General features: G+C 62.1%; 28 protein-coding genes. 4 read left to right on the plus strand and 24 right to left on the minus strand.

Features of this window, described 5'->3' with window-relative positions:
- Positions 1 to 5: 5 nt before the first annotated feature.
- Positions 6 to 965: an NAD(P)H-dependent flavin oxidoreductase gene (locus P3T17_RS12260; protein ID WP_074263170.1), complete on the minus strand. Its 960-nt coding sequence runs from the start codon at positions 963 to 965 to the stop codon at positions 6 to 8.
- A 317-nt stretch (positions 966 to 1282) separates the two neighbouring features.
- On the opposite strand from P3T17_RS12260, the gene P3T17_RS12265 reads away from it, so the two are divergent.
- Positions 1283 to 2173 carry an alpha/beta fold hydrolase gene (locus P3T17_RS12265; RefSeq protein WP_429406916.1) on the plus strand — a complete coding sequence of 297 codons (891 nt, stop codon included), beginning with the start codon at positions 1283 to 1285 and terminating at the stop codon, positions 2171 to 2173.
- A gap of 11 nt (positions 2174 to 2184) precedes the next feature.
- On the opposite strand, the gene P3T17_RS12270 is transcribed toward P3T17_RS12265, so the two are convergent.
- Positions 2185 to 2655 (minus strand): Lrp/AsnC family transcriptional regulator, encoded by a 471-nt coding sequence (locus P3T17_RS12270; protein ID WP_074263172.1) that lies wholly within the window; start codon positions 2653 to 2655, stop codon positions 2185 to 2187.
- A gap of 112 nt (positions 2656 to 2767) precedes the next feature.
- On the opposite strand from P3T17_RS12270, the gene P3T17_RS12275 reads away from it, so the two are divergent.
- Positions 2768 to 3682, plus strand: coding sequence for a DMT family transporter (locus P3T17_RS12275; protein ID WP_429406918.1), 915 nt, complete (start codon positions 2768 to 2770; stop codon positions 3680 to 3682).
- Here the strand turns inward: P3T17_RS12275 and P3T17_RS12280 are convergent.
- Genes P3T17_RS12280 through P3T17_RS12315 form a run of 8 tightly spaced genes read right to left on the minus strand, consistent with a single transcriptional unit; the run spans position 3667 to position 8463 of the window.
- A complete protein-coding gene (locus tag P3T17_RS12280) occupies positions 3667 to 3912 on the minus strand; it encodes a hypothetical protein (protein WP_429406920.1) in 246 nt (81 codons plus the stop codon). The two genes, P3T17_RS12275 and P3T17_RS12280, sit on opposite strands and share 16 nt — an antisense overlap.
- The gene (locus tag P3T17_RS12285; protein WP_429407209.1) at positions 3909 to 4844 is read right to left on the minus strand and encodes an MBL fold metallo-hydrolase; all 936 of its coding nucleotides are present in this window, start codon (positions 4842 to 4844) and stop codon (positions 3909 to 3911) included. The genes P3T17_RS12280 and P3T17_RS12285 overlap by 4 nt, the downstream gene beginning before the upstream one ends.
- Positions 4838 to 5317, minus strand: a complete 480-nt coding sequence (locus tag P3T17_RS12290; protein WP_429406922.1) for a MaoC family dehydratase — start codon at positions 5315 to 5317, stop codon at positions 4838 to 4840. Before P3T17_RS12290 ends, P3T17_RS12285 begins: the two co-directional genes overlap by 7 nt.
- The gene (locus P3T17_RS12295) at positions 5314 to 5547 is read right to left on the minus strand and encodes a DUF1289 domain-containing protein (RefSeq protein ID WP_429406924.1); all 234 of its coding nucleotides are present in this window, start codon (positions 5545 to 5547) and stop codon (positions 5314 to 5316) included. Before P3T17_RS12295 ends, P3T17_RS12290 begins: the two co-directional genes overlap by 4 nt.
- Entirely contained in the window at positions 5544 to 6065 is a 522-nt protein-coding gene (locus tag P3T17_RS12300) for a YbaK/EbsC family protein (RefSeq protein WP_429406926.1), read from the minus strand. The genes P3T17_RS12295 and P3T17_RS12300 overlap by 4 nt, the downstream gene beginning before the upstream one ends.
- Positions 6066 to 6090: 25 nt before the next feature.
- Positions 6091 to 7017 (minus strand): hydroxymethylglutaryl-CoA lyase, encoded by a 927-nt coding sequence (locus tag P3T17_RS12305; RefSeq protein WP_429406928.1) that lies wholly within the window; start codon positions 7015 to 7017, stop codon positions 6091 to 6093.
- A gap of 41 nt (positions 7018 to 7058) precedes the next feature.
- Entirely contained in the window at positions 7059 to 8000 is a 942-nt protein-coding gene (locus P3T17_RS12310; protein ID WP_429406930.1) for a 2-hydroxyacid dehydrogenase, read from the minus strand.
- Between the two features lie 16 nt (positions 8001 to 8016).
- A complete protein-coding gene (locus P3T17_RS12315; protein ID WP_429406932.1) occupies positions 8017 to 8463 on the minus strand; it encodes a VOC family protein in 447 nt (148 codons plus the stop codon).
- A 210-nt stretch (positions 8464 to 8673) separates the two neighbouring features.
- Here P3T17_RS12315 and P3T17_RS12320 point away from each other — a divergent pair, with 210 nt between their 5' ends.
- Positions 8674 to 9276 (plus strand): RBBP9/YdeN family alpha/beta hydrolase, encoded by a 603-nt coding sequence (locus P3T17_RS12320; protein WP_074263181.1) that lies wholly within the window; start codon positions 8674 to 8676, stop codon positions 9274 to 9276.
- A gap of 3 nt (positions 9277 to 9279) precedes the next feature.
- Here the strand turns inward: P3T17_RS12320 and bioB are convergent, their stop codons facing one another.
- The 13 genes from bioB to P3T17_RS12385 form a co-directional block, all read right to left on the minus strand.
- Positions 9280 to 10356, minus strand: coding sequence for a biotin synthase BioB (gene bioB, locus P3T17_RS12325; protein WP_074263182.1), 1077 nt, complete (start codon positions 10354 to 10356; stop codon positions 9280 to 9282).
- A gap of 34 nt (positions 10357 to 10390) precedes the next feature.
- Entirely contained in the window at positions 10391 to 11110 is a 720-nt protein-coding gene (gene bioD / locus P3T17_RS12330) for a dethiobiotin synthase (RefSeq protein WP_429406933.1), read from the minus strand.
- Positions 11107 to 12291, minus strand: coding sequence for an 8-amino-7-oxononanoate synthase (gene bioF / locus P3T17_RS12335; RefSeq protein ID WP_429407211.1), 1185 nt, complete (start codon positions 12289 to 12291; stop codon positions 11107 to 11109). Before bioF ends, bioD begins: the two co-directional genes overlap by 4 nt.
- Positions 12291 to 13673 (minus strand): adenosylmethionine--8-amino-7-oxononanoate transaminase, encoded by a 1383-nt coding sequence (bioA, locus tag P3T17_RS12340; protein WP_429406935.1) that lies wholly within the window; start codon positions 13671 to 13673, stop codon positions 12291 to 12293. Before bioA ends, bioF begins: the two co-directional genes overlap by 1 nt.
- A 463-nt stretch (positions 13674 to 14136) precedes the next feature.
- Complete coding sequence (locus tag P3T17_RS12345) at positions 14137 to 14505, minus strand: hypothetical protein (protein WP_429406937.1); 369 nt, start codon at positions 14503 to 14505, stop codon at positions 14137 to 14139.
- A gap of 12 nt (positions 14506 to 14517) precedes the next feature.
- A complete protein-coding gene (locus tag P3T17_RS12350) occupies positions 14518 to 15330 on the minus strand; it encodes a hypothetical protein (RefSeq protein WP_429406939.1) in 813 nt (270 codons plus the stop codon).
- A 599-nt stretch (positions 15331 to 15929) separates the two neighbouring features.
- Positions 15930 to 17222, minus strand: coding sequence for a dienelactone hydrolase family protein (locus P3T17_RS12355; RefSeq protein ID WP_074263184.1), 1293 nt, complete (start codon positions 17220 to 17222; stop codon positions 15930 to 15932).
- A 616-nt stretch (positions 17223 to 17838) separates the two neighbouring features.
- Positions 17839 to 18276 carry a YchJ family protein gene (locus P3T17_RS12360; protein WP_429406941.1) on the minus strand — a complete coding sequence of 146 codons (438 nt, stop codon included), beginning with the start codon at positions 18274 to 18276 and terminating at the stop codon, positions 17839 to 17841.
- 5 nt (positions 18277 to 18281) lie between these two features.
- Positions 18282 to 18959, minus strand: a complete 678-nt coding sequence (locus tag P3T17_RS12365; protein ID WP_429406943.1) for an SDR family oxidoreductase — start codon at positions 18957 to 18959, stop codon at positions 18282 to 18284.
- A 120-nt stretch (positions 18960 to 19079) separates the two neighbouring features.
- A complete protein-coding gene (locus P3T17_RS12370; RefSeq protein WP_429406945.1) occupies positions 19080 to 20285 on the minus strand; it encodes an acetyl-CoA C-acetyltransferase in 1206 nt (401 codons plus the stop codon).
- Positions 20278 to 21054 (minus strand): carbonate dehydratase, encoded by a 777-nt coding sequence (gene can, locus P3T17_RS12375; RefSeq protein ID WP_074263188.1) that lies wholly within the window; start codon positions 21052 to 21054, stop codon positions 20278 to 20280. Before can ends, P3T17_RS12370 begins: the two co-directional genes overlap by 8 nt.
- 83 nt (positions 21055 to 21137) lie before the next feature.
- Complete coding sequence (gene aceK / locus P3T17_RS12380) at positions 21138 to 23021, minus strand: bifunctional isocitrate dehydrogenase kinase/phosphatase (protein ID WP_429406947.1); 1884 nt, start codon at positions 23019 to 23021, stop codon at positions 21138 to 21140.
- Complete coding sequence (locus P3T17_RS12385; protein ID WP_429406949.1) at positions 23018 to 23443, minus strand: MerR family transcriptional regulator; 426 nt, start codon at positions 23441 to 23443, stop codon at positions 23018 to 23020. Before P3T17_RS12385 ends, aceK begins: the two co-directional genes overlap by 4 nt.
- Before the next feature lie 157 nt (positions 23444 to 23600).
- Here P3T17_RS12385 and P3T17_RS12390 point away from each other — a divergent pair, with 157 nt between their 5' ends.
- Entirely contained in the window at positions 23601 to 24674 is a 1074-nt protein-coding gene (locus P3T17_RS12390) for an MBL fold metallo-hydrolase (protein ID WP_429406951.1), read from the plus strand.
- Between the two features lie 99 nt (positions 24675 to 24773).
- Here the strand turns inward: P3T17_RS12390 and P3T17_RS12395 are convergent, their stop codons facing one another.
- The gene (locus tag P3T17_RS12395) at positions 24774 to 26369 is read right to left on the minus strand and encodes an ABC transporter substrate-binding protein (RefSeq protein ID WP_429406953.1); all 1596 of its coding nucleotides are present in this window, start codon (positions 26367 to 26369) and stop codon (positions 24774 to 24776) included.
- Between the last annotated feature and the right edge of the window lie 138 nt (positions 26370 to 26507).

Below are 26507 nucleotides of genomic sequence, written 5' to 3' on the forward strand. Positions count from 1 at the left end.
ACCGGTCAACGCGCAATCCCGAGCCGCGCCTTCGCGTCGTCATATTCCTTCTTCAGACGCTCGACCAGTTCGCCGACGCTCGGCACGTCGTCCATCAGACCGACGCCCTGGCCTGCGCCCCAGATGTCCTTCCACGCCTTGGCCTTGTCGCTGCCGAAATTCATCGCGGTCTTGTCCGAAGCCGGCAGCGCATCTGGATCGAGTCCGGCATTGACGATGCTTTCGCGGATGTAGTTGCCGTGCACGCCGGTGAACAGGTTGGTGTAGATGATGTCCGAGGCGCTCGAGTTGACGATCGCATGCTTGTAGCTTTCCACCGCATGCGCTTCCTGGGTCGCGATAAAGCGCGTGCCCATATATGCGAGGTCTGCGCCCATCGCTTGCGCAGCGAGGATCGAACCGCCGTTGGCAATCGCGCCGGACAGCACGATCGGGCCGTCGAAAATACGCCGCACTTCGCCCACCAGCGCAAACGGGGAGGTCGTGCCTGCGTGGCCGCCCGCCCCCGCTGCGACCAGGATCAGGCCGTCGACACCCGCTTCCAGCGCCTTCTGAGCGTGACGGATGTTGATCACGTCGTGCAGCACGATGCCGCCGTAGCTATGCACCGCGTCGACGATTTCCTTGGCCGGTGCACGCAGGCTGGTGATGAAAATCGGCACCTTGTGTTCGACGCATACGCGCACGTCGTGCTCGAGCCGCACGTTCGACTGATGGACGATCTGGTTGACGGCGATCGGCCCGATCACGGCGTCCGGATGGGCTGCCTTGTGTTCAGCGAGCGACGCCTGGATCTGCGTGAGCCATTCGTCGAGCAACTCGGCCGGCCGTGCATTCAAGGCCGGGAACGAGCCGACGATCCCGGCCTTGCATTGCGCGAGAACCAGATCGGGGTAGCTGACGATGAACATCGGCGAGGCAACAACGGGCAGCGCAAGGTGCTGCAGGACGGCGGGCAATGCCATGGCGCAAGTCTCCTATCAGGCGAGCCGGCGTGCGTCGAACGCCTGGCATATGTGAAGTGTAGTGGCACAGGACGCAGCTTGAGCCGGTGATGGCTGCTGCGCGTGTTGTGCGACTTGCGTTCGGAATCCAGCGGGCTCCATGAAGCCCGCGCAGTTTGCGAACGATCGTTCGATTATAGGCGAATGCCTGCCCGATTGCAGCGATGGTGCAGTTGGAGGAAGTGTTCAGGTTCTACGCTTACGTGCCCTATACCACTCCGTATGGACACACAGCGCTCCTACAATGCTTTCACGAACAACGACAAGAGACTCTCGCTATGCCCTTCGAGGATTTCACGCCCTTCCGGGTCGCCGCGGGCGACGTCGACATTTACGGGGTCAAGGGCGGGGCAGGGCCGCCTCTCTTGCTGCTGCATGGCCATCCGCAGACGCACCTGATCTGGCATCGGTGCGCCGCGCAACTCGCACAGCATTTCACCGTGATCGCCACCGACTTGCGTGGCTACGGCGCCTCGGCGAAACCGGCCAGCGACGCCACTCACGCGGCATATTCCAAACGGGCGATGGCGGCGGATCAGGTCGCGGTGATGCGTCACTTCGGCCACGAACGCTTTCTGGTCTGCGCCCATGATCGCGGCGCACGGGTTGCACACCGGATGGCGCTCGATCATCCGGAAGCGGTCGAACGTCTGATGCTGCTCGATATCGCGCCGACGCTCGCCATGTACGAAGCCACCGACCGCACCTTTGCCACGCTGTATTTCCACTGGTTCTTCCTGATCCAGCCGGAGCCGCTGCCGGAGACGCTGATCGGTGCCAATCCGGACGTCTACGTCGAACGTGTGATGGGCAGCCGCCACGCCGGGTTGACGCCGTTCGCCCCCGAGGCGCTCGACGCCTATCGCAGCGCGTTGCGGCAGCCGGGTGCGGTGCATGCGATGTGCGAGGACTACCGCGCGTCGGCGAGCATCGACCTCGACCATGATCGCGCTGACATCGAACGCGGCCACAAGATTGGCTGCCCGCTGCGCGTGCTGTGGGGCGAGGAGGGCGTGATCGAGAAGTGTTTCGAGCCGCTCGCGGAATGGCGCCGGGTGGCGCGCGATGTCAGCGGGCGGGCGTTGCCGTGCGGGCACTACATCCCTGAGGAAGCGCCAGCGGAACTGGTCCCGGAGATGCTCTCCTTTTTCGAGGCCGTCGAGCAGTAGCCGGGTCGCGCTCAGCCTAGCGGCGGCAGCCTGCGCGCGACCGGCGTCGACTTGATGATGGCGGTGCTGGTTTCCGCACGCTCCGTCACCTTCGACAGGATTTCGTCGAGCTGCTCGATCGAATGCAGGTACAGACGGCAGACAAAACAGTCGTCGCCGGTCACCTTGTCGCACTCCACGAACTCCGGAATTCGGCGGATCACGTCTTCGACCAGATGTAACTGTCCGGGCAACGGCTTCACCCGCACGATTGCCTGCAGCGTGTAGCCGAGCGCGCGCGGATCGATTTGCACGGTGAAGCGCTCGATTACACCTTGAGTCTCGAGCCGCCGCAGACGTTCGGCGGTACTGGGTGCGGACAAGCCGACCCGCCGCGCCAGTTCGCTGACCGGCTGGCGAGCATCTTCCGCGAGCGCCGCCAGCAGCGCCCGATCGGTATCGTCGAGCGTAGCGGGGGGATTGGTTGTAAGGCGATTTGCCATGATTGCCTTCGATTCTTAGGTCCGTGCAATTGAATGCCTAAGTTTAGCCATATATTCAATCATCCGGATTAAATACACTGACTCTCAGGTAATCAATCCTGGGAGAGCGAAGATGGCTGCCGATGAAATGCGCGGGAGCGCCACACGCCGCGGGGCGGCGGAGATGACCGTGGCGATGCTGATGTCAGGGACAATCGGCTGGCTGGTCGTGTCGTCGCAACAGAGCGCGTTCAACGTGGTGTTTTTTCGTTGCGTGTTCGGTGGCGCCACTTTGGCCCTCGTCTGCGCCGCGTTAGGGCTGTTCCGCCGCAATCTTTTCTCCTGGCGCATGCTGGGTCTCGCAATGTTCGGCGGTGTGGCGATCGTCATCAACTGGGTGCTGCTGTTTGCCGCGTATTCGCGCGCGTCGATTTCGATGGCCACCGCTGTCTACAACACGCAGCCATTCATGCTGGTCGCGCTCGGTGCGGTCGTGTTCCGCGAACGCATCACTGCCTCGACGATTGCATGGCTGCTGGTGGCGTTCGGTGGCCTCGTGCTGGTCGTGCGGGTTGAGCCCGCCGTGCTCGCGATGCCGGGCCGGTACCTTGAAGGAATTGCCTATGCGGTTGGTGCGGCGGCCATGTACGCGGTGTCGTCGATCATCACCAAACATCTGAAAGGCACGCCACCGCATCTGATCGCGCTGATTCAGGTGGGGCTTGGCGTGCTGATGCTGGCGCCGTTTGTGCGCTTCGATGCGCTGCCTACCACGGGCGCACACTGGCTTGAACTCGTGACGCTCGGCATCGTGAACACCGGCATCATGTATGTGCTGCTCTACGGGGCGATCCAGAAGTTGCCGACTGCGATGACCGGCGCACTCTCGTTCATCTATCCGGTTGTCGCGATCATTGTCGATCGCGTTGCATTCGGCCAGAAGCTCGCATGGGTGCAGGTGTTCGGCGCCGTGCTGATTTTGCTGGCCGCTGCGGGCGTCAACCTCGGCTGGCGCCTCGTACCGCAGCGCCGTTATTCACCGACCTGAGTCGCCGTGCCTCCGTGCCGTGGGATGATAGTGTCAACCTTTTGTAGGGAAATCACCGATGCGGCCAAAAAACCCGCGCAGGTATCATTTGCACAGACGATGATCACGTCGACCGAATTCTGCCGCTCGCCATTTATGGCGAGCGGCTTTCTTTTTTGCGCGGCGGCTTTTGACGTTTGTTGAGCGGCGATGCCTACGTTCCCCTTAACGCTTTCTTCGGAGCTGATCACGCGCTACGTGTGACGGTGCCGCGTGCGACAACGCGCTCACCGTCCACCGTCAGCGGACCGCCTTGCACTGCCAGTTCTTCGATCAGTCCGCGCAAAAGAGCCGGCCATTCGCCGCGCGGTCTGAGCATGGCGGCAGCGGCGCGCATCGTGCTGGCGTTGTCGAGCATGCGTACGAGCGCATCGAAGGTCATGGTCCGCACTTCGAGCAGCTTGAACACGATCAGCACTTTCAATGCATTCTTCGCGTTGCGCGCCGGATCGGCACGCAACCATGCGACCCGCGAAAACGCCCGCTCCAGCGCCTGCGCGACGTTCGTGAACGGCGCGCCGTGACCCGGGATCACCATGCGGACGTCTAACGTGGCGATGGTTTCCAGCACGGCCTGTTCTTCCGCAAAGCCGCTTTCGCCATCGAGTTCCGGAAAGATCACGCCGAAACCGTTTTCCCATAGCGCGTCTGCACTGATCAGCAGGCGTTCTTCCGCACAATAGAGCATCAGCGAGTGTGGATCGTGTCCCGGTGCGCCGAGCACCTCCCAGTCGAGCGCGCCGAGCCTGAGGTGCATGCCGGGCGCGATTGTTTCGGTGAAGGTGAAGCGCTCGCAGGTCTGGCCCGTGCCGCGAAACGTCAGGTGAGCTTCATCCCAGTTGCGCACCGCTTCCGTCTCAGCAGCGGGGATGGCTGTGCGGCATGACCACGCTGCCTGCAGTAACGCATTGCCGCCGCAGTGGTCGGAGTGCAGATGGGTGTTGACGATCAGATCGAGCGGCCGTTCGCCGAGCGCCGCCTGCACCAGGGCCAGCGTTTGAGTCGCATGAGTCGCGTAACCCGTATCGACGAAGGCGGCGCAGGCATCGTCAACCAGCAGCACGTTGTTCGACGATAACCAGCCGCGCTCGAACACCTGGATCGACGCCGGCAGATTCATGATGGGTTGGACTCCTGAGCGGACTTTGCGGAATCACCCTGCGCGGGTTTCGCCATCACGAGAATCGTCGAGGTGCCGAGCAGCACCGTCTCGCCGCGCTGGTTCACAACGGAGCCGTCGAGTTGCGTCAGGTCGCCGTTCAGGCTCGGCTTCCACCAGGCGTCACGGACGCGCCACGTCATCGTCAACGTGTCCTGCGCATGGACCGCTTTCTTCAGCTTGATATCGAACTCGAGGCCTAGCGGCTGCGCGTACTGCGAAAAGTGCGTCGCCAGCATCGCCATGAAATGCGCGGAAGGCTGTGTGCCGGAAGCAATCAGGCCTCCGAAGCGGCTTTGCTCAGCGTAAGCGTCGTCGTGATGCAGCGGGTTCAGATCGTTGACGAGCGTCGCGAACGATTTGACGGACTCTGGTGACAACGTCAGCGTGCAGCTACAACTCTCCCCGATCGTCACAATGCGCGGCGCCGCATTCATTTCGCAGCCTGCCGGTTTTGCGCCATCCACTGCGCGTGGCGATGGTCGAGCGCGTCCCATACCGCGCTTTTGGTGACGTCGTCGTAGGTGGACCAGCACGCGATTTCATCGATGGTGCGCAGACATCCTTCGCACCAGCCACTCGCTTCGTCCATCCGGCACACGTTGATGCACGGCGACGGCACGGGTGCAACCGCGTCCTGTTGGTCCACGGTGCCTACCGTCGTCATTCGGCTTCTCGTAGCGCCACGTCGGCGACCGGCGCGCCGGTCAGCGCGACCAGCTCTTGCGGCGAGAGATTGAAGACCGCATGCGGGTGGCCAGCTGCGGCCCAAAGAGTGTCGAGCGTAAGCAGGTCTGCATCGATCAGCGTAACCGGCGGCGTGGCGTGGCCGATCGGGCAGACGCCGCCAATCGCATAGCCGGTCTTTTCGCGCACGAACTTCGCATCGGCGCGTCCAATCTCGCCGACCTGTGCCGCGACCTTTTTCTCATCGACGCGGTTCGCGCCGCTTGCCACCACCAGCACCGGTGCGTCGTCTTCGCGGCGGCGAAACAGGATCGATTTGGCGATCTGCGCGACCTCGCAACCAAGGCCTGCAGCGGCTTCGGCTGAAGTCTTGCCGGTTTCCGGCAGCATCACGATCTGTCCGGTGTGGCCGCGCTCACGCAGCAGCAATGCGACACGGCGTGCCGAATCCGGCAGCGTGTTGAGATCGTCGGCGTGGGGAGGAACGTTGTCCGTCATAAAGGGCTTTCCAGTGGATGAGAGGTTAAACGCAGGAACCTTGTTCGCTGCGTGCTTTGGCGAGCAAGGCTTTGCCAGCGCGCGAGTTATTCGGCTTGCCGATCGAGGTCGAGATGAAATCGCCGATCGCGACGACCTGAGCGAGATCAATACCGGTCTCGATACCCAGGCCCTGCAGTAAATACAGCACGTCTTCGGTGGCAACGTTACCGGTGGCGCCCTTCGCATACGGGCAACCGCCAAGCCCCGCTACCGATGCGTGAAAAATCTCGATCCCTTCGAGCAGCGCGGCGTAGATGTTGGCGAGTGCCTGGCCGTAGGTGTCGTGGAAGTGCCCCGACAGTTGCTCGCGCGGAAACACTTCGGTGACCGCAGCAAAGACTTCGCGCGTGCGTCTTGGCGTGCCCACGCCGATCGTGTCGGCGATATCGATCTCGTCGCAACCGAGCGCCGCAAACCGCTCCACCACGTCGATCACCGACGACACCGGTACCTCGCCCTGATACGGACAGCCAAGCGCGCACGATACGCTGCCGCGAATCCGCACGCCATGCTCCCTGGCGGCCTGTGCAACGGGTTCGAAGCGCGCGATGCTCTCGGCGATGCTGCAGTTGATGTTCCGCTGCGAAAACGCCTCGCTGGCTGCACCGAAGATCACGATTTCGTCGGCGCGTGCCGCGAGAGCGCCTTCGAAGCCGCGCAGATTCGGCGTCAGCACCGAATAGATCGTGCCGGGACGGCGTTCGATGCCGGCCATGACGTCAGCGCCATCGGCCATCTGCGGCACCCACTTGGGCGACACGAAGGAGGCCGACTCGACGTTGCGAAAACCCGCCGCAGACAGGCGGTTGACCAGTTCGATCTTGACCGCGGTGGGAACGAAGTCCTTTTCGTTCTGCAATCCGTCGCGTGGGCCGACTTCGACGACTTTGACGGCTTGTGGCATGGCCATGATGGGTCTCCTGCCGCACGAGGCGGCGTTGTATCGGGAATTCAGTAGCCGCGATCGATGTCGACGACCCCGCTCACCGGCTCGCCGCGCATCAGCGCGAGCATCTTTTGCGCGACCTGGGCGACGCTCTCTGCGCGCAAGGTCTGCGCCGAGCTATGCGGGGTGATCGTGATGCGAGGTTCCTGCCAGAACAGATGATCGACGGGCAGCGGTTCCTCTCGGAACACGTCCAGCGTAGCGCCAGCAATCTGACCGTCGGCTAGCGCGTCGAGCAGATCCTGTTCAACCAGATGCGCACCGCGCGCGACGTTGATCAGATAGGCGCCATGCGCGAGCTTCGAAAAGGTGCGCCGGTTCAGCATGTCATGCGTCTCGGGAGTGTGCGGCAGCAGATTCACCAGCACCTTGACGTCGCTGAGGAACGCCTCGAACTGCGCCTCGCCAGCAAAAGTCTGCACGCCTTCGATTTGCCGCGCGCTGCGACTATAGCCACGCATAGGCATGCCAAACGGGACCAGCGCGCGGGCCACGTGGGTACCGAGCACACCCAGGCCGAGCACGCCGACGGTGAAGGTGTCGCGCGGATGGGGATCGAGCACTTTCCAGCGGCGTTCCGCTTGCAGCGTTTCATATTCGTCGAAGCGGCGCAGGTAGCGCAGCACGGCATGCGTCACGTATTCGGCCATTTGCGGGGCCATGCCGCCGTCTTCGAGACGAACGAGTTGTGCGGACCGCGGCAGGGTGCCGGGATGCGCGCGCTCGAGTGCGAGAATCGCATCGACGCCCGCGCCGAGATTGAAGATGGCACGCAGCCCCTTGCGGTCTGCCAGCATCTCGCGCGGCGGCCGCCAGACGACGGCGAAATCAGCCGGCGCGGTGTCGCCCGGTTGCCATTCACGCAGTTCGGCCTCGGGCAGCGCACGGGTGAAATCGTGTAGCCAGGACGCGGCTTCAGGCTGAGGCGTGTAGAAAAGTATCTTCATGCGATCGGTGCGTGCATCACTTGGCGAACAGGCGGCTGATGTCCTTGAAGGCCTTGAATTCGAGCGCGTTGCCGCAAGGGTCGAGGAAGAACATGGTGGCCTGTTCACCGACTTCGCCTTTGAAACGGATATGCGGCTCGATGATGAACGCGGTGCCGGCTGCCTTGAGCCTGTCTGCGAGTGCGTGCCAGTCGTCCGTGCTTAGCACGACGCCGAAATGGCGCACGGGAACGTCGTCGCCATCTACAGCATTGACGCCGGCACGGCCGGTTTCATTGGGCGCGAGATGCGCGACAAGTTGGTGGCCAAAAAAATCGAAATCGACCCATTCCGGCGAACTGCGTCCTTCCGGACAGCCGAGCAGGTCGCCGTAGAAGGCGCGTGCGTTTTCCAGGCTGGTGACCGGAAACGCCAGATGGAACGGCTGCAGCGCTCGTGGCTGGACAGATGACGTTTGCGACATGGGGCCTCCTCCGTTTTTGGACAGGCTTCATTCTACTTTTTCGAGGCCAATCGCGTGCGGATTGGGCCTGGGCGTCCGGATGAGCGCCCCCATGCGTCCCCGGCGCGTGTCCCGGATTGGACGCCCAATAAGCAAATGAGAAAAAGTTGGTTCGTGTCCGCAGGGCCCCGCTCCACAATAGGTTTCCGGATTCCGGCAGCGAGGAGAATCATGCTTTCATGCAGCAAATCGACGTGGCCACCACGGCTCGTGACTGTACCGGGCCTGCACGGCAGCGAGGGCGCGCATTGGCAGACCTGGCTCGAACGGCAGTTCGCCCGCTCGCTGCGCGTTGAACAGGCGGATTGGGACGCACCGGATCTGGCGGGCTGGGCGCGCTCGGTGCGCGAACTGCTCGCGCGCGAACGCGGGCCGTTCGTGCTGGCGGCGCACAGTTTCGGTTGCCTTGCGGCGGCGCATGCGTTGCAGCAGGCGTCGTATGTGGGCGACGTGGCGGGCGTGCTGTTTGTCGCGCCGGCCAGCCCAGAAAAATTCACCTTCGCTGGCCATTTCGAGGCGCGCCGGCTCGGGGTGCCGTCGATCCTGATCGGCAGCGAGACCGATCCATGGATGCCGCTGGCCGGTTCACGCGAGCTGGCGCAGCGGTTTGGCAGCGCGTTTGTGAATCTTGGGGATGCCGGGCATATCAACACGGCGGCAGGGTTTGGGCCGTGGCCGCGGGCGAAGTATTTCGTCGATACGCTCGTGCATTGCGCCGCGCCGCTGAGGTTTCGCGAGGAGCCAGTGGAGGCGGTGAGGCACGCGCTGGTTTGACGCTCAATTCGCAGCGGAAGAATGCCCGTCGCAACCATGTTCGCAGCCGCTCTTGTCCAACGGCATCTGTTGCGCAGCCTCCGCCCGAATCCCAAGACGCTCAAGCAGCTTGCGATCCGCCTCAGCCTGCGGATTGCTGGTAGTCAACAATTGATCGCCGTAGAAAATCGAATTCGCACCTGCCAGGAAGCACATCGCCTGCAATGCCTCATTCATCTGCTCGCGTCCGGCCGACAAACGCACCATCGCGCGCGGCATCGTGATACGCGCAACGGCGATCGTGCGTACGAATTCGAACGGGTCAAGCGCTTCAGTGCCGGTGAGCGGTGTGCCCTCGACCTGCACCAGATTGTTGATCGGCACCGATTCCGGATACGGGTCCATGTTGGCCAGTTGCGTGATCAGGCCCGCACGTTCGCGGCGCGATTCGCCTAGACCCACAATGCCGCCGCAACACACGTTGATGCCTGCATCGCGGACGCGTTCCAGCGTGTCGAGACGGTCCTGATAGGTACGCGTCGAGATGATCTGGCCGTAAAACTCCGGCGACGTATCGAGGTTATGGTTATAGTAATCGAGACCCGCGTCGCGCAGCCCTTGCGCCTGGTGCGTCTCGAGCATGCCGAGCGTCACGCAGGTTTCGAGGCCCATCGCTTTCACGCCGCGGATCATGTCCTTGATCGGCTCGAGGTGACGGTCCTTCGGATTACGCCAGGCCGCGCCCATGCAGAAGCGCGTCGCGCCGTTGTCTTTGGCAACGCGTGCAGCGGCGAGCACCTCGTCGACCGGCATCAGCTTGTCTGCCTTAAGTCCCGTGTCGTGATGCACCGACTGCGGGCAGTACGCGCAGTCTTCCTCGCAGCCGCCGGTCTTGATGGACAGTAGCGTCGACAGTTGTACGGTGTTCGCATCGAAATGCTCACGGTGCACCTGCTGCGCACGGAACATCAGATCGTTGAACGGCAGTTCGTACAACGCAATGATGTCGGCGACGCGATAGCGTGCGGCCGGCGCCGCTGCGGTGGCGGCGTTGGCAACGGTCGAGTCTGTTTGCGGGCGGTCGAGGTGAAGCTGGGTCATATCGTCAATCCTCATGGATGGAGATGAAGTGGGTTCAGAGCTGCGCTGCACGCAGCGTCTGCAATAGCATGGAGGTGTTGATGGCATCAGCTGCCGCATCGGCCGAAATCGACTTCAGATGCGGGACGATGCCAAGCAACGGTGTGTCGTACTGGCGATCGAGCCGGCTACGGATCGCGGCAATGTTTTCGTCCGCGAAGCCCATCTCCGGATCGACGCGGTTCGCGACCCAGCCCGCCAGATGCAAGCCGCGCGCGGCGATCGCTTCAGCGGTGAGCAACGCATGGCTGATACAGCCGAGCCGCATGCCGACCACGAGCACGACCGGCAGGTTCAGCGCACAGGCGAGATCCGCTGTGTCCTGCGTATCGGTAAGCGGCACGCGGAACCCGCCGACGCCTTCCACGACCACCACGTCTGCAAGCTGCAGTGCCTGCGCGTGACAATCGACGATGCGGCCGATATCGAGCGTGACGTTTTCCTGAGCGGCGACGATATGCGGTGCAGCCGGCGCTTTCAGAAGATACGGTGTACGAAGGTCTGGGGGAAGAAGCACGCTGGACGCAGCGTCGAGCTGATCAGCGTCTTCGTTGTGCCACACGCCATCCATCTCGAAGGCACCTGCGGCGATCGGCTTCATCGCAGCGGCGCGCAATCCTTCGCGCGCGAAGCCGCGCAGCAGTGCCGCCGAGACCAAGGTCTTGCCGATTTCCGTATCGGTGCCGGTGACGAACACGGAGCGCGCCGTACTCATGCCGCACCTCTACCGAGCCGCTGCAAGCCTGCTTCAAGGCGATCGAGATCCGCCTGCGAGTGAGCGGCCGACAACGAGACGCGCAGCCGCGACGTGCCGGCCGGCACGGTGGGCGGACGGATCGCTGGCACCCAAAGACCGTCACGCTCGAGCGTGGCGGCGATTTCAAGCGTTGCATCGTTCGCACCGATGATGAGCGGTTGAACGGCAGTGTGCGAATCGACCGGCAACCACGGCGTGGCTTTAAGCATCGCACGGGTGCGTTCGATCAGTTTCTGCAGATGCGCGCGCCGCGCATCGCCTTCATCGCCACTGATGATGCGCAGGCTCGCCGACACAGCATGCGCAGCAGCCGGCACCGAAGCGGTGGTAAAAATATACGGACGTGCCCGCTGCACCAGCCATTCGATGACGGTCTCATGGGCCACGACGAAAGCGCCCGACACTCCGGCTGCTTTGCCGAGCGTGCCGATGGAAATCAGGTTGGGCGAGCGCAGCGCTTCATGAGCGATGGCGCCGCGCCCTTGCGGTCCGAGCACGCCGAAGCCATGTGCATCGTCGAGGACGAGCCACGCGCCGTGCTGCTCCGCGAGTTCGAGCAGACGCGCCAGAGGGGCGACGTCGCCGTCCATGCTGAACACCGTATCGGACACGATCAGCTTTACGGTCGCGTCCGATGCTTCCAGCATGGCACTCAAGGCTTCGGCGTCGGCGTGCGGATAGACCTGCACGTCAGCGCGCGAAAGCCGCGCGCCATCGATCAACGAGGCGTGATTGAGAGCATCGGAGAAAAGCGTGGTGCCACGCCCCGCGAGCGCGGTAAGCGTGGCGAGATTCGCCATATAGCCAGTGCTGAAGTACAGCGCGCGCGGCGCATCGACAAAGCCTCCGACGAAACCCGCCAGATCGTCCTCGAGTTTGGCGTGTGCACGCGAATGGCCGCCGAGCAGATGCGAGCCACCGCTGCCCGAACCATAGCGCCGCGCGCCTTCAGCAATCGCAGCCACCAGCAGAGGATGCGCGGCGAGGCCGAGATAGTCGTTGCTGGCAAAGCCGATCATCTCGCGGCCGTCGACCGTCATGTGTGCGCCACACGGCGTATCGGCGATGCGACGCCTGCGCCGCAGTCCCTGCGCGTCGAGGTCCTGCAGGCCTTGCTGGAGCATGTCGAGCAACGGCATCATACGGCCTCCGCGAGCGTGGCGTCGAAGGTCTCAAGGGTTCTGGCGGCGAGCAACGCGAGTTCGTCGTCGCTAAGGATGTACGGAGGCATCAGATACACGGTGGTCGAAATGGGCCGCAACAGCAGTTCGCGCTGCAAGGCGTTCTGGAAGAAGCGGCGTGAGAATGCTTTAGCCTGTTGCGCATCGGAGATCACTGCATCGAACGCGAAGATCGTGCAGCACTGACGCAGATTGCGTACGTGCGGATGTTCAGCAAGCGGTGCGAGCGCCGTACGCAGCGTGGCGGATTTCTTTGCGTTGACCGCGAGCACGTCATCGCTGGCGAACAGATCCAGGGTGGCGAGCGCGGCGCGACACGCGAGAGGATTACCCGTGTACGAATGCGAATGCAGGAAGCCGCGGGCCGTATCGTCGTCGTAGAAAGCCTGGAAAATTTCGTCGCGCGACAGCACGATGGACAGCGGCAGATAGCCCCCGCTGATGCCTTTCGACAGACAAAGGAAATCCGGCCAGATGCCGGCCTGTTCGCAGGCGAAGAAGGTGCCGGTACGACCGCAGCCGACGGCGATTTCATCGGCGATCAGATGCACGCCGTATTGATCGCAGAGCGCCCGCAGACCGGCGATATACGACGGATCGTGCATGGCCATGCCGGCGGCGCACTGCACGAGCGGCTCGATGATCAGCGCGGCGATCTTCGTGCTGCGTGACTCGAACAGGGCGCGCACGCTCTCAAGCGCACGACGCGCGACGTCGGCTGCGCTTTCGCCGGGTTGCGCTTGCCGCGCGTCAGGCGATGCGACGACATGAGCATGACGGATCAGCGGATCGTAGGCATCCTTGAACAGGGCGACATCGGTGACGGCGAGAGCACCGATGGTCTCGCCGTGATAACTGTTGGCAATGCAGACGAATTCCTGCTTGTCGGCGAAGCCGCGATTGCGCCAGGAGTGGAAGCTCATCTTCAGGGCAATTTCGACGGCCGAGGCGCCATCGGATGCGAAGAATGCGTGCCCGAGGGTATTTTGCGTGAGGGTAGCGAGGCGCTCGGCGAGTTCAATGGCGGGCTCGTGGGTGCAGCCGGCGAGCATGGCGTGTTCGAGCGTATCGAGCTGGTCTTTGAGCGCAGCGTTGATACGGGGGTTAGCGTGACCAAACAGGTTGACCCACCAGGAGCTGATGGCATCGAGATAGCGATGACCGTCGCGGTCATAGAGCCAGGGGCCGGCGCCGCGGGCGATGGGGATGAGCGGCAGGCGCTCGTGATGTTTCATCTGGGTGCAGGGATGCCAGACGGCGCGCAGGCTGCGGGTGACCCAGTCAGTGGCGTCGTCGGCGCCTTCGGTGCCTTGGATGCCTTCGGTTGCTCGTGTGTTCAAAACTGCTCCGGTACTGTGCGGCGAGGGTGCTCGTTCTCGCTACGCGGTGTGGCTTTTTGCGCTGCGCGCGGCCGGTTTTGGGGGCCGGACGCTTGCTGTTTGGTGCGGGTTGTTTGTTGCCTTGCGGCGGTCGGGGGTGAGATTAGCGCGTTCTTTATGTTCATGCACTACCCTCTGCGCGGGGCTTTTTTGACGCTGCGCGTGCAGTTCGGGGACGTTGTTGGCAGGTTTTATCTGATCTTCACAGATGAGGGTTTTTGCACGTAGATGACGGCGGCAAAGTCATGGGGAGGGGTGGAGAAAAATGTAGTCCGGCGAAGTGGTTTTCGCCTGCGGCGGCCTTTTTCGGAGGGTATGGGGGCGGGCCTGCGGCCCCTTGCTTCGGTGGCAATCCTATGGCGTTGGCCTTTCCGGGCTTTCTCGCCGGTTTGCACCAGGGCCCTCGTCATGTGCGGCCTTTCGCTTACGCGGCCGAAAGCGGCTCTTGAGTCACCGTCACGGTGAGATATTCGATCAGCATTTCTGCGCCAACCGAACTGGAAAACGAGGCGATCTTCTTTCGCGGCCAATCACTGCCCCAAGGGTGCGCCTCCTCTAGCGCCCTGACCGCCGACTTGTGTTCGGGGGAATTGAAGTCATCAAGAATCTTCAATTGATAGACTATGTTCTGTGCGGCGAAGCCATTCGCCAGACAACGCGACGCGCCTCGGAATACCAGTTGCGCCCGATCGGCTTTGTCGTCACTGTGCAAGACAACAACGATGGTTTTCATCTCGGCTTCGACTGCGATTCCGACGATAAACCAATCGTGAAATGAGGGGTATTGTTGCATCGCGACTTCTCGTTAGGGGTTCCAGGGGCTGAAGGGAACGACGTCATCGCCCGAATCACGTCCGCCAGGTCCCCAATTATGGGCGTGAGGCTGAAGGCCATTGTGAATATGATCAAAATCCAGATCGACTATCGGCCTCCGGTCAACGCCAAATAGACGCATTTGCCCCGAGCCGGGGTTCGTGTACCACCCGGGGTCACCTATATTCGGCGTTTTTGCTATCTCAAAAGAATCGCCCGCCGTTGTATCTGCTCCGTACTCGAACGGCTGCGAATCGCGTAGCGGTGTAGCTGTTTCCGCGGGATCGCTTGCGGTGTCGGCCAGTGACGGAGTGGCCGCATTCGAATAGCGGGCGGCAACCGCATTCACCCGGTCCACCATGTCGTTATAGCGCTCAATGTAAGCCGTCGCCGCATCGTAAGCCATTCCATGGCTGGTCATTAACGAGTTGCGAAAACCAGGGAGCTGCTGAGGCTTGGGTGCCGGATTCCCGCCCGCGCCGCCTGTCCGCGATTGTTCGGCAATGAGAACAACACTCTCGCCGCGAATCATGCACTGCAAGGTTTGTATGACCTCAAGGTCAGCGCCATTCTTCGCGAGTCGCTGGTGCCAATGGAAATACGTCCCGAGAAACGAGCGGACTCGTTGGACGAGCGCGGCATCCTTCGCCCATACATCGGCGTATGCGTGTTGCGAAAACTTCTTGCCTTCTTCAACGGCTCGTTTCTGCTCGGCGCTGAGGAAAGTTCGTCCGCTTCCGTAGGCTTCCTTGCTGTACATCACCCAGCGTTGAAACGAGTCCGTTTTCAGTTCTGTTGCGCCCATCGCCTGCCTCTATGCCTGTGACGGCGTAAAGCTATCAGATCAATGGACGCTTATGTTTTTGGGATGTTGGCCGGTCCGGCCCGATGACCAAGCTTGTGTCGTGTCGAACTATTTTGTGGGCTTTGGTGAGTCACCGCGGGTCGGACTCATCATTTAACGTGCTGCCAGTCGGCAGGCGTGAGTCTCACCATGCCGTCATGCTTATCCGGCCCGCAGCGGAGCTGTATTACGCGCGCAGGCGGTGCGCGAATCTGGCGTTGCTTGGTGTCGGCGAACGACGTTTTTGGTCACTTGGTCTCACGTGGCTGCGTGCTGTCCGGCTTCTGGAACGCAGTGTGAGTGTGTACGAGACAGAGCTTGTCGGCGTCACGACGCCGGGCTCGCATGAACCGGCGCGGACTCGTATGTACTGAGTCCAAGCGCAAATCATTTACAGATAAAGGCGAGGTGGACTGATACGGACTACTGTGTATTCCCGTTAGCGAGCGTTCGGGAGAACAAATGCCATGCACAGGGGCGTTACTGATAGACCACTACGAAAGCAATGAAAGGCCCTCACCCCTAAAAGCAATAATTAAACCTCAGAGGCAAAAGAGCCCTCATTCCCGACTAGCCAAGGCCCTCTTATCCTCCCCCTTAACCCCACCGGAGGATGACCCTTGGGCACTAGCCGTCTGCGAAGACCCCCCGTCACTCCAGACAACAGAATCATTGACAGCATAAAGCCGACAAGGCGCCGAGCTCTGCTTCTGGCAATTAGCCACAGCGACCGACATCGGATCATCCCCACCCTCAGCCCAGGACCACGCTCCCGAGTCAGAAACAGCAAAAGCCCGGGAAGGATACTGATGCAAGAAATTCCGATACCCATTGCGCCCAGCTTCGTCGACAAACGGCACAGCGGTCACCGCATCCAGAGCCGCATACCCGCTAGCCTTAGGCGGCTCCGGATCCGCTACCCGATACTGCACGCCAGTGGGCATCCCCACCCGCGCCAGGAAGGCCTCGACTGCAGGCCACCAGACCCGCACACCATCGCGGTCGCCAACCAGCCGGTGCGCGTCGTTCTTGTACGCGCCAAAGTCCACCATCTTCGCTTCCGCGCCATGCGCCGAATACGCGGCGTACATGCTCGCAACCAGCGGCGACGACCAGATCGAATCGTTATCGCCATACAGCCACAGCGAAGGCACGTGCGTCTTCTCACCGTACGCGCTAAACGCGTGAGTCAGATTGTCCTGCCAGCCGGTACACGCGTCCTGCCGCAAACCGCCCGAGAAATTGATCAACGCCCGCACGCCCGGCGCGGCCTCGGTGCCGTAGGCGATTGTCGCGAGGCCGCCGTGCGACGTGCCCGCTACCACGATGTGCTGTGCGTCGACATACGGCTGCTTTGACATGTATCCGATCGTTGCGGCTACGTCGCCTGCCTGGCCTAAACCGTTACGCTCGACGTCGCAGCCGTCCTGTTCGTACGTGCCGCCCGATTGCGCAAAGCCCTGCCGGTTAGGTGCTACCACTACGTAGCCGCGGCGCACGAATTCGCGGGCGAACGGCAGCGGGTCGCTACGCGATTGCTGGCGCGGGTCGCCCGGCATCTTGCCGTGGTTGAAGACGATCATCGGGAAGGGGCCCGCACCGTCCGGCTTGTAGATCGTCGTTTCGAGCGTGATCGTGCCGGCGGCGTCCACGGGCACGCGGATGATCTGCTGATTCAGGCTGACGGGGGGCAGGTAGGTATCGTCGTCGAGTGCGATGCGTGGGACTTCGGCGCGTGTGAGCGGCCCGGCAGCCTGCGAATCGGCCAGTGGATCGGCGTGTGCAAACGACACGGCACATCCCGCCCATGTACACAGCATTGCACCGACCGTCAGAAACTCTCTGCAACCCATTCGCAGTACCTGCCTTGAAGTACGTCCTTAAAACCAACATCGCCTGCGACTCTTTTCGTTTCGCTGTCGTTTGCCTTTCGGCAAGATTTGCGGCAACAAAAAGACACTCGCGTGTGTAGCGCGCCTGACGCACGCACGCGGTTCGAGATCGCACGGGATAACCCACCAGCCTGGCCGACGCGACCCCACGCGCCGATGATGAGCAACACACGATGTCACGTGAAACAACGCTCGACGCACGGAGGATCAAGGCGCCAGCGCAGTTTCCGGACATCTGTGCGGGGACGGTTTGGACCGCACCCTCGCACCATGTCGCTGCAAAACCTTCAGAGCGATCCTGGCACGACAAATTGTGTTTGTGCAATTCAGGAGAACCCGCGAGAAAAAATTCGTAGTGCTCGATACGTCGCGGGTGTGTCGAATCCCAACGCGCACAGCGCCGTTCGGGACGACCGGGCGAAATGACCGATGTGGTGGGCTTCCAACAAATTCGCGCTGCCGTTTTAAGGGGCGTATGTGAGGGCGAAATTAATGCGCGCGGGCTACGCACGAGCGGGCCGCTTTAACGCGCTGAAATATTACGGACCCTTACTGCGCGGTGTCTGACGTGGTGGTGCTAGGTATCGCTGAGGTCGCCGTCGACATAGCGCCAGCGGCCATCGTCGCCGCGCAAGAAGCGGCTCAGTTCGTGCAACCGGTGAGCCCGCCCGCCAACCTTGTAACGTGCGATGAATTCGACTTCGGCGTGGTTGTCGTCTTGTGAGGCGAAGCGTTTGATCTGCAGACCTAGCCAGCGCGGCGCGTCGGAGGCGTCGGGATTTGCGTCGAGTTCAGCAGGGCAGGTATGCGGCGCCCACGTGGCGCGCAGATAGCCGTTCGCACCGAGCACGTATGCACTGTAGCGCGAGCGCATCAGTTCGAGCGCGTTGGGGGCGGCCTCGCCGCCGTCGATGAACCGTCCACAGCAAAGCGCGAAGCGCGGCGGTCTGGCGCCGCTGCGCTGATCGGGCGCTGCGCCGCCGCAGGGGCAATCGGTGGGTCGTTGCGTCGTCAAGGATCTCACCAGTCGAGCGAGGTACCGTCGTATTGGAAGAATCGGCCGTTAAACGACTCGTGTGACGCCGCGGCCTGAGTGAGGACCTGGCGCATGCCGCTCACGCTGCGCTCGGGATCGATCGCCGCCTGTGCACCGCCCATATCGGTGCGTACCCAGCCCGGATGCAACGCGACGCATGCCGCGCGCCGCGTCTGCAATGAGGCGATCTTCAGCGCGTCGTTGAGCGCCGCCTTGCTCACGCGATACAGCCAGCCCGTGGTGCCACTCGCCTCGGTGATGCTGCCCATCTTGCTCGACAGCACCGCGAGGACGCCGTTGGCGTCCTCGACGAGCGGCAGCAGGATCGGAATCAGTTGCATGGGGCCGCGCACATTGGTCACCATCACTTCGTCGAAGTCCTCGGCGGTGACGGTCTCCACGCCGTCCGTACGCGGACCGTAGACGCCCGACACCAGCAATGCCGCATCGAGCCGCTCGCCATCGAGCTTCCAGCCAAGCGCAGCGATCTCGGTGGGCACGGTGATGTCGAGCGAAAACGTCTCCGCGCCGAGCGCTTCAAGTGCCTCGAGCGATGCCTCGTCGCGTGCGGTGGCAAGCACGCGCCAACCGGCCTTTTTGTACTGGTGCGCGAATTCGCGGCCGATGCCGCGCGACGCACCGACTATCAATACTGTTTTCATACGATTACCTCGAGGTACAAAGCGGATCTAAAGCGGGTTCAGGGCGGACCCTATGCTGGACTGGGTGCATGCGCCGTGCCCGCTTTGGGGACGAGAAGGACACAGCGCACCCGCAACGCCTTACACCAGTTCAATCCCCATCGCGGTTGCCTCACCGCCGCCGATGCACAGCGTCGCGACACCGCGCTTCAGGCCGCGGTGCTTCAACGCACCGATCAGGGTGACCAGGATCCGCGCACCCGACGCGCCGATCGGATGGCCCAGCGCGCAGGCGCCGCCGTTCACGTTGACCTTCTCGTGCGGCAGACGGTGTTCTTTCATCGCGGCCATCGTCACAACGGCGAACGCTTCGTTCACCTCGTACAGGTCCACTTCGTTCGCACTCCAACCGTTCTTCTCGAACAGTTTGCGGATCGCGCCCACCGGCGCGGTGGTGAACTTCGCCGGTTCCTGAGCGAAGGTCGAATGACCGACCACACGCGCGAGCGGCGTGACACCCAGCCGCTTCGCTGTCGATTCACGCATCATCACCAACGCTGCAGCGCCATCCGAGATAGAAGACGAGTTCGCGGCCGTCACCGTTCCGGTCTTGCTGAACGCAGGCTTGAGCGTCGCGATTTTCTCGAGGTTCGCCTTGAACGGCTGCTCGTCGCGTTCGATCGTCACGTCGCCCTTGCGGCTCTCTACCTTCACGGGCGCGATTTCCCATGCAAACGAACCGTCTTCGTTGGCTCGCTTCGCGCGCTTGAGTGACTCCACGGCGAAGGCATCTTGCGCCTCACGCGTGAAGTCGAATGACGTCGCGCATTCCTCGGCGAAGGTGCCCATCAGGCGGCCCTTTTCGTAGGCGTCTTCGAGACCGTCGTAGAACATATGGTCGATCACCTGGCCGTGGCCCATGCGCATGCCGCCACGCGCCTTCGGCAGCAGGTAAGGCGAGTTGGTCATGCTTTCCATGCCGCCCGCGACGATCACATCCACCGAGCCCGCGGCCAGCATGTCGTGCGCGAACATGGCCGCGCGCATGCCGGAGCCGCACATCTTGTTCACCGTCGTGCTGCCGGTGGAGAGCGGTAAACCCGCGCCGAGCGCTGCCTGACGAGCGGGCGCCTGGCCGAGACCGGCAGGCAGCACGCAGCCCATCACCACTTCGTCGACCTGTCCCGGCTCCAGACCTGCGCGCTTGACGGCCGCTTCGATCGCGATCGCGCCAAGTTGCGGCGCGGTCAGCGTCGTGAAGTCGCCCTGGAACGCCGCCATCGGCGTACGGGCGACGGAAACGATCACAATCGGATCGGCCTGGTTGTCACGCTTTGTCTCACTCATGTTTTAGCTCCTTGATCACACCTTCGACGACGGCTGGCACCTCGCCGAGCCTGGCCGCGTCGGACGCGACCACGTCGTTGTCTGCCCGATGCGCGCCGCTCGCCGATACAGCCGCGACGCACTTCGAATACGTTTCATCGAGCTCATCCGGCGCGCCGATCATCATGCCGAGATTGCGCACCTTGCCGTCGTGCACGCCATAGGCCCAGCCGTGCACGGTAAGTTCCTGGCCGCGCGCCCAGGCGTCGTTGACGATGGTCGTGCGGCATACATTGACGACCTGTTCGATCGTGTTCAGCTCCACGAGACGCCGGTGACGCGCTTCGCCCATTGGCCATTCTTCGAGCAGCGTCGCGTGTTTGGTGCGCACATCCTGCACGTGATGCAGCCAGTTGTCAGCCAGACCGACACGCCGGCCGTGCAGTGCGGCGCCCACGCCCGAGCAGCCGTAGTGGCCCACCACCATGATGTGCTTGACCTTCAGCAGATCGACGGCGAACTGGATCACGGAGAGGCAGTTCAGATCGGTGTGCACGACGACGTTCGCAATGTTTCTATGGACGAACACTTCGCCCGGCGGCAGGCCGATGATCTGGTTGGCCGGCACGCGCGAATCCGAGCAGCCGATCCACAGGTATTCAGGCGTCTGCTGATGGGCAAGGCGCGAGAAATACTCGGGGTCCTCGGCGAGTTGGCGGGCTACCCACTTGTCGTTGTTGTCGAACAGGTGAGAGAGCGGGTTGGGCAGAGAAGAAGCGTTTGCGTTCATGGTGAGTCGAGTCGGTTGTTGGACCGATGGACCGGTCGGTGTCGTTGCAGGAGGGGCGGGCGTAGAACGGGGTCCATGTTCGTTCACGCCGCGCGAGCAGCAGATTCGCGCGTTGCCGTTGTGTCGTTTGCGTTGTTTGCGTCGCTTGAGCCGCTTGAGTCGTTTGCACCGGCAGCTTTCTGCACGCCGGTTCCGGGAGCGAAACGCTCCGGATAGCGGATGCAGAAGCGAATACTGCTGTCGTAGGGAAAGAAGTCGGGCAGTTCGCCTTTCAGTAAATGATCCTTATGTCGTTGCCATAGCGCCGGATCGAAGAAGTCTGCGTGATGCTGCATGAAAGCGCGGCGCACGCGCGGGTCGCCGAGCAGGAAGGTACCGTAGGTTTCGGGAAAGATGTCGTGCGGGCCAACCGCGTACCACGGCTCGCCGGACATCTCGTCTTCCTCGTTGCGCGGCGGCGGCACCGCGCGCACATTGCAATCGGTCAGGTATTCGATCTCGTCGTAGTCGTAGAACACGACGCGGCCATGACGTGTCACACCGAAGTTCTTGTACAGCATGTCGCCGGGGAAGATGTTCGCCTGCATCAGCTCCTTCACCGCGTCACCGTATTCGCGGATGCCGTGATCGACGTCCTCGTCGCTGCCATTTTGCAGATAGAGGTTCAACGGCACCATGCGGCGCTCGATGTACAGATGGCGGATCACGAGGTTGTCGCCCTCGTATTCGAGCATCGACGGCACTTCCTTTTCGAGTTCGCGCAACAGCGCTTCGTCGAGGCGCGAGACAGGCAGCGCCACGCTCGAATACTCCAGCGTATCGGCCATACGTCCTAAACGGTCGTGTCGTTTGACGAGCTGATATTTGCCCTGAATCTGTTCGCGCGAGGTTTCCTTGGGCGGCGGGAAATTGTCCTTGATCAGCTTGAACACATAAGGAAACGACGGCAGCGTGAACACCAGCATCACCATCCCTTTGATGCCGGGTGCGATGATGAACTGATCGCTCGAATGCGACAGGTGATGCAGCAGGTCGCGATAGAACAGATTCTTGCCCTGCTTCTGCAAGCCGAGCGAGGTATAGATTTCCGCCTTGGGCTTGCCCGGCATGACGGTGCCGAGAAACTCCACGTACGCGGACGGCACTTCCATATCCACCAGAAAATATGAGTGCGAGAAGCTGAAGATGATCAGCAACTGGTCGCGCTTGAGCAGCACGGTGTCGAGCGTGAGCAGACCGGGCTTTACGTGACGCAGCGGCACGGCGAATGGGAGCAGCGCGTCACCGTTGATGATGCGCCCCACGATATACGCCGACTTGTTGCGATAGAACAGCGACGACAGCACATGAATCTGGAAATTGGCGGCTTCGTCGAAGGTGCCGAACGCGTCGTGAATGGACTGCATCACGCAGCCAACATCGCGCTGCAGATCCTCAAACGGGGGCTCCAGCTGGAAGTTGGTGACGACGCGCTCGAGCGTTGCAGCGAGACCGTCCTTACCGGGGTAATACGCGCGATAGGTCGGTTTGGCCGCGGGTTCGTCGTTCTCGATGTATTCGGTCGAGATCGCTGGCCGCACGAAAATAAAATCGTTGTTGAAATACGAGCGATGCAGAATCTTGCAGCACACCGAATTGAAAAACGTTTCCGCGCATTCAGGCTGATGATGCGTGGTCAAGAGGCCGATGTAGTGTAGCTTGATCTGCTGCCACACCTCGTCGTCGATATTTTCGGCATCGTATTCGTCTTCGAGCAGCTTGACGCATTCCGCGACCCGTTCGTCATACGAAGTAATCCGTTCCCGCGCAAGTCGTTGCAGGCCATGCCAGTCACCGGCTTCGAACAGGGCCTTCGCGTGGATCGCGGCCTCGCGGAAGACGCGATAGTGGCGATCGAATCCTTCGAGCATCGTCTGCGCAAGATCGAAGCCAATCTGCGACGACAGCAGTTTGGGAAAGTGATTCATGTCGAGCGGGCGTCCGACACCAACCCTTGCGGCTCGCGTTCGCCGCTTTCAAGCAGCGCGCGCGCCTGGGCTTCGTATTGCGCGAGGTCTTCGAGCGTCGCGTTCAGGTCTTCGAGCTGGCGCTCCAGCACTTCGCGATGCCGTGTCACGGTGGCGAGAAACGCGTGCAATTGCTGAGCCGTGTCGGTCGGCGATTCGTACAGATCGAGCAGATCGCGGATTTCCGACAACGTAAAGCCGAGCCGCTTGCCCCGCAACGTGAGTTTCAGACGTGTCCGGTCGCGGCCCGAGTAGACGCGCCGCAGTCCACCTGACCCTTCACGGCTTGGTGAGAGTAAACCCTGGTCTTCGTAGAAGCGGATCGCTCGCGGGGTGACGTCGAATTCACGCGCGAGCTCGGTGATGGTGTATTGCGTGTTCATGGGACGCCCCGTGGCCGGGCAGAAAAACCGATTGGACGATAGAATCGACGTTTACGTTATCGTCAACTTGAGTAAAGCGCAACCAGGGCGCGCGGCGACGAAGTGGCAGGTATTGCCGCGACGCCGACCGCATGACCGATGGAAAAAGACCCCCACAATGAATGCTCTCGAACACCAGCTCGACTACCCGTTCAACGACACCTTGCCGGAGGCCGGCCACGCATTCGAAGTGACGCCTGGCGTGTTCTGGCTGCGTATGCCGCTGCCGTTTGCGCTGGACCACATCAACCTGTGGTTGCTGCGCGATGAGATCGATGGTCAGAAGGGTTGGACGGTGATCGATTGCGGCATCACCTCGGACACGATCAAGGCGAACTGGGAGCAGGTGTTCGACACGGTGCTCGAAGGCCTGCCGGTGCTGCGTGTGATCGTCACGCATTGCCATCCGGATCACATCGGTCTTGCGCACTGGATCTGTAAGGGCGGCGACAAGCAGCGCTGGGACGTGCGTCTGTGGATGACGCTTGGTGAATACATGCAGGCGCGCGTGATGGCGTCAGGCGACGGCTCGAACGCGGGTGGCGCCGGCGCAGCGCGCCACTTCGCACTGCATGGGCTCACCGACGAGGCCTCACTCGACAAACTGCGCAATCGCACGAGCTACTACTCGAACCTCGTTCCGGCGATACCGGGCCAGTATCGGCGCGTGCGTGAAGGACAGGGCATCGATATTGGCGGCAAGACGTGGCGCGTCGTGACCGGCTTTGGTCACTCGCCGGAACACTGCGCGCTGCATAACGAAGCGGACGGCGTGCTGATTTCGGGTGACATGGTATTGCCGCGTATCTCTACCAACGTTTCGGTGTTCGACATGGAGCCGGAAGGTACGCCGCTCGCGCTATATCTGGAATCGCTCGGCCGCTACGAGACGATGGCTGAGGATACGCTCGTACTGCCGTCGCACGGCAAGCCGTTTCGCGGCGTGCGAACCCGTATCAGGCAACTGCGCGAACATCACGATGCCCGGCTCGCCGAAGTGCGCGAAGCCTGCGCGCAGAAGCCGCAAAGCGCCGCGGATATCGTGCCGTTGATGTTCAAGCGGCAGCTCGATATCCATCAGATGACGTTCGCCATGGGCGAGGCGCTCGCGCATTTGCATCTGCTGTGGCTTGCGGGCGAGTTGAAGCGCACGCACGACGCGGACGGCGTGATCCGGTTCTCGCCGCTCTAGACTCTTTGCTGGTCTGGTCCACGAAAAGAGAAAGGCCCGGTGCAACGCAACCGGGCCTTGTTGTTTGTGCTGGCAGCTTTTCGGCTCGGCGCCGCAGTCTTACTGCACGACCACTGACGTAAAGTTCTGCCGCCCAAACGGACTCACGTGATACCCGCTCACATCGGTCCGCGTGATAGCCGCAGCCGTCGGATACCCAAGCGGAATCCACAACGCCTGATCGTGGATGAGCTGCTGCGCAGCTTCATATGCCTTCGCGCGTTTGGCCTGATCCGGCGTGGCCTTCGCATCGGCGATCAGCTTGTCGAGATCGGCGTCGCAAAAGCGCGCGAAGTTGATGCCCGACTTCACCGCGTTGCAGCTAAACAGCGGCGACAGGAAGTTGTCCGGATCGCCGTTGTCGCCGGCCCAACCCATAAACAGCGTGTCGTGCTGGCCCTGCTTGGCTTCCTTGATCAACTCACCCCACTCGATCACCTTGACGTCCGCTTTCACGCCGATCTTCGCGAAGTCGGCCTGCAGCAGTTCGGCGCCGGCCTTCGGGTTCGGATTGAGCACGCTGCCCGTCGGCCGCACCCAGATGGTGGTCGAGAAACCGTTCGGAAAGCCTGCCTCGGCGAGGAGGTTCTTCGCCTTCACCGGGTCGTACGGCCACGCCTTGACTGACTTGTTGTAGCTCCAGGTGTTGGGCGGATACGGATTCACAGCCGGCGTCGCCGTATTGTCGAACACGGTCTTCAGATACGTCGTGCGGTCGAACGCCATGTTCAGCGCGGCGCGAACCTTCTGGTTGTCGAGCGGCTTCTTGTCCGTATTCAGCGCGACGAACGCCGTCATGAACGCGGGCGTCTGCACGATCGCGAGCGACTTGTCGGTCTTCGCGTCAGCCACGTCCTGCGGCTTCGGCGAGAGCGCGATCTGGCATTCGCCGGTCTTGACCTTCTGCGCCCGCACCGTAGCGTCCGGCGTGATCGCGTAGATCAGACGGTCGACCTTCGGCTTGGAACCCCAGTACGTCGGATTCACGTCATAGCGGATCACGGCGTCCCTCGTGTAGCTCTTCAGCACGAACGGCCCGGTGCCAATAGGTTTGGCATTCAGGTCGACCTGCTTGCCCGCTTTCAGCAGCTGATCGGCGTATTCGGCGGAGTAGATCGAGGCGAAGCCCATCGTCAGGATCGAGACGAACGTCGCGTCCGGCTGGTTCAGCTCGAACTTCACCGTGTTGTCGTCGACCTTCGCGACCGATTTGATCAGCTTCGGCAGCCCCATCGATTGCGCGTGCGGGAAGCCGCTCGCCCCCGTCACCTTGTGCCACGGGTTGCTGTCGTCGAGCATCCGGCTGAAGGTGAACACGACGTCGTCGGCATTCAGCGCATGGGTGGGCTTGAAGTAGTCAGTGGTCTGAAACTGCACGTTGGGGCGCAGATGGAACGTATAGGTGAGGCCATCGGCGCTCACGTCCCAGCTCTGCGCCAGCGCGGGCACCACCTTCTTCGCGGCTTCGTCGTAGGCGACCAGCGAGTTGAAAATCACGTCGGCTGACGCATTGGTCGTCACGAGCGAATTGAACTGGACGACATCGAAACCGTCGGGGCTCGCTTCGGTGCAGACGGTCAGCGGTTTGGCCAGCGCGAGCGCGGGCGCCGTGACGAGTAGAGCGGCGATTACGGCGACGGGCAATTTAATGCGCATAGGATCTCCCATAACAAGCGCGGCCGGGCACGCGGCCTGCGCGGACCACCGACTTCATTGTGATACGTTTCCGGCGCTGGCGCAGGTCGTGCCTGCGCGAAACCGCCAGCGCGCAAGCTTATCGAACGGTGGTTGTGC

The sequence above is a fragment of the Paraburkholderia sp. GAS82 genome (assembly GCF_050436285.1).
In the GTDB taxonomy this organism is placed as follows: Bacteria; Pseudomonadota; Gammaproteobacteria; order Burkholderiales; family Burkholderiaceae; genus Paraburkholderia; species Paraburkholderia phenazinium_B.

Excerpts from the sequence above, each read along its gene's own strand:
- P3T17_RS12260 (WP_074263170.1), bottom strand. The coding sequence starts at position 965 with ATGGCATTGCCCGCCGTCCTGCAGCACCTTGCGCTGCCCGTTGTTGCC.
- P3T17_RS12265 (WP_429406916.1), top strand. The coding sequence starts at position 1,283 with ATGCCCTTCGAGGATTTCACGCCCTTCCGGGTCGCCGCGGGCGACGTC.
- P3T17_RS12270 (WP_074263172.1), bottom strand. The coding sequence starts at position 2,655 with ATGGCAAATCGCCTTACAACCAATCCCCCCGCTACGCTCGACGATACC.
- P3T17_RS12275 (WP_429406918.1), top strand. The coding sequence starts at position 2,768 with ATGGCTGCCGATGAAATGCGCGGGAGCGCCACACGCCGCGGGGCGGCG.
- P3T17_RS12290 (WP_429406922.1), bottom strand. The coding sequence starts at position 5,317 with ATGAATGCGGCGCCGCGCATTGTGACGATCGGGGAGAGTTGTAGCTGC.
- P3T17_RS12295 (WP_429406924.1), bottom strand. The coding sequence starts at position 5,547 with ATGACGACGGTAGGCACCGTGGACCAACAGGACGCGGTTGCACCCGTG.
- P3T17_RS12300 (WP_429406926.1), bottom strand. The coding sequence starts at position 6,065 with ATGACGGACAACGTTCCTCCCCACGCCGACGATCTCAACACGCTGCCG.
- P3T17_RS12305 (WP_429406928.1), bottom strand. The coding sequence starts at position 7,017 with ATGGCCATGCCACAAGCCGTCAAAGTCGTCGAAGTCGGCCCACGCGAC.
- P3T17_RS12310 (WP_429406930.1), bottom strand. The coding sequence starts at position 8,000 with ATGAAGATACTTTTCTACACGCCTCAGCCTGAAGCCGCGTCCTGGCTA.
- P3T17_RS12315 (WP_429406932.1), bottom strand. The coding sequence starts at position 8,463 with ATGTCGCAAACGTCATCTGTCCAGCCACGAGCGCTGCAGCCGTTCCAT.
- P3T17_RS12320 (WP_074263181.1), top strand. The coding sequence starts at position 8,674 with ATGCTTTCATGCAGCAAATCGACGTGGCCACCACGGCTCGTGACTGTA.
- bioB (WP_074263182.1), bottom strand. The coding sequence starts at position 10,356 with ATGACCCAGCTTCACCTCGACCGCCCGCAAACAGACTCGACCGTTGCC.
- bioD (WP_429406933.1), bottom strand. The coding sequence starts at position 11,110 with ATGAGTACGGCGCGCTCCGTGTTCGTCACCGGCACCGATACGGAAATC.
- bioF (WP_429407211.1), bottom strand. The coding sequence starts at position 12,291 with ATGCCGTTGCTCGACATGCTCCAGCAAGGCCTGCAGGACCTCGACGCG.
- P3T17_RS12345 (WP_429406937.1), bottom strand. The coding sequence starts at position 14,505 with ATGCAACAATACCCCTCATTTCACGATTGGTTTATCGTCGGAATCGCA.
- P3T17_RS12350 (WP_429406939.1), bottom strand. The coding sequence starts at position 15,330 with ATGGGCGCAACAGAACTGAAAACGGACTCGTTTCAACGCTGGGTGATG.
- P3T17_RS12355 (WP_074263184.1), bottom strand. The coding sequence starts at position 17,222 with ATGGGTTGCAGAGAGTTTCTGACGGTCGGTGCAATGCTGTGTACATGG.
- P3T17_RS12365 (WP_429406943.1), bottom strand. The coding sequence starts at position 18,959 with ATGAAAACAGTATTGATAGTCGGTGCGTCGCGCGGCATCGGCCGCGAA.
- P3T17_RS12370 (WP_429406945.1), bottom strand. The coding sequence starts at position 20,285 with ATGAGTGAGACAAAGCGTGACAACCAGGCCGATCCGATTGTGATCGTT.
- can (WP_074263188.1), bottom strand. The coding sequence starts at position 21,054 with ATGAACGCAAACGCTTCTTCTCTGCCCAACCCGCTCTCTCACCTGTTC.
- aceK (WP_429406947.1), bottom strand. The coding sequence starts at position 23,021 with ATGAATCACTTTCCCAAACTGCTGTCGTCGCAGATTGGCTTCGATCTT.
- P3T17_RS12385 (WP_429406949.1), bottom strand. The coding sequence starts at position 23,443 with ATGAACACGCAATACACCATCACCGAGCTCGCGCGTGAATTCGACGTC.
- P3T17_RS12390 (WP_429406951.1), top strand. The coding sequence starts at position 23,601 with ATGAATGCTCTCGAACACCAGCTCGACTACCCGTTCAACGACACCTTG.
- P3T17_RS12395 (WP_429406953.1), bottom strand. The coding sequence starts at position 26,369 with ATGCGCATTAAATTGCCCGTCGCCGTAATCGCCGCTCTACTCGTCACG.